The organism is Escherichia sp. 94.0001 (genome assembly GCF_013369155.2).
Classification (GTDB): domain Bacteria; phylum Pseudomonadota; class Gammaproteobacteria; order Enterobacterales; family Enterobacteriaceae; genus Escherichia; species Escherichia coli_F.
Map to the genome: position 1 here is coordinate 1 of NZ_JABWMS020000180.1, position 1,087 is coordinate 1,087.

General features: G+C 36.9%; 1 protein-coding gene and 1 pseudogene. Both read right to left on the minus strand.

The window, feature by feature from the left end; translation table 11 throughout:
- A partial coding sequence (locus HEN33_RS25060; protein ID WP_183083518.1) for a hypothetical protein occupies positions 1–570 on the minus strand: 570 nt, incomplete at its 3' end.
- An 8-nt stretch (positions 571–578) separates the two neighbouring features.
- A pseudogene (locus tag HEN33_RS25065) lies at positions 579–1,087 on the minus strand (sugar-binding protein); the annotation flags it as partial.

A 1,087-nucleotide genomic window follows, 5' to 3' on the forward strand; every position in this document is an offset into this window, starting at 1 on the left:
ATCCTCGTCCTTATCATCCATTGCGTCATAAAATTCCTGATTACATATCTCAAACATTCTCGATAAAATCCAATCGGATATACCTTTATTTAATGATTCAATATTACCAGGAATATGATTGGTTGCATTAACCAACAAAAAACCTCGGTATGATAAATCATCACCTAATAGAAAATAAAGATCATCAGAAATAAGTGTTTTATGATAAATTAACGATGAGTCAGTTGTTACAATTAAAGTGTTTTCTTCAGTTGAAAAGGAAGCTGTATCTTGAATAGTCACATTATTTGCAAATTTATCGATACAGTCTGATAATTTTATATCATGCAAATTACTAGCATCAATTAACTTATGTTCATGTGGACTACAAAAATAAGATGGTATGCTTAGTAATAAAAATGATAGCGCTTTGGTTTCTTTATCGATTAAAAACCAATCTAGCGAATCCATCTCACTAAAATTACTACTTCCAAAAAATTTTCTTATGTCTTTTTCTAGCTCATAGATGTCACCATACTGACTTTTCATCGAGATATTAAAATGAGCAAGATCCCAAAAAATAGATTTCATCGTTAACCTCAAAATGCTATAGCCGTTGCAGGAGGTAAGAATCCACCACCAGGGGTCGGAATTTGTCCATTTATAATCATGCTATCAGTTATTGGTAGCCCAGGATCGCTAGCTCGCCCACCATAAATAGCCGCGCCGCTATCACCTCTTGGCCCTGAAGAACCATAAGATGTAATCGCTTGCCCTTTAACCGCTCCTGCCTTATTACCCGCCAGAATAACAATATCCCCATCCTTGGCAAAAATAATATTATTATTGCCGCCAGAGGAAACATATACACCATCAGGATTTTTAATTATTTCCAGCATTCTTTGCTCCGAAAGTCTAACGTGATACCCCTTGGGAGATACTTTCCCGGGAGCGATTTTCGGGATTTTTCCATCAATTGCCCTCTCTTGAATTTTATTCGCTAGCTTAGCATGAGGGCACTTAGCTAACCCAAGAGGGTCTATCCAACTTAATGGATTCGGTGCATACTGATATAAGTTTAACCCGCCTCTCAGCCCTATCGGGTCAA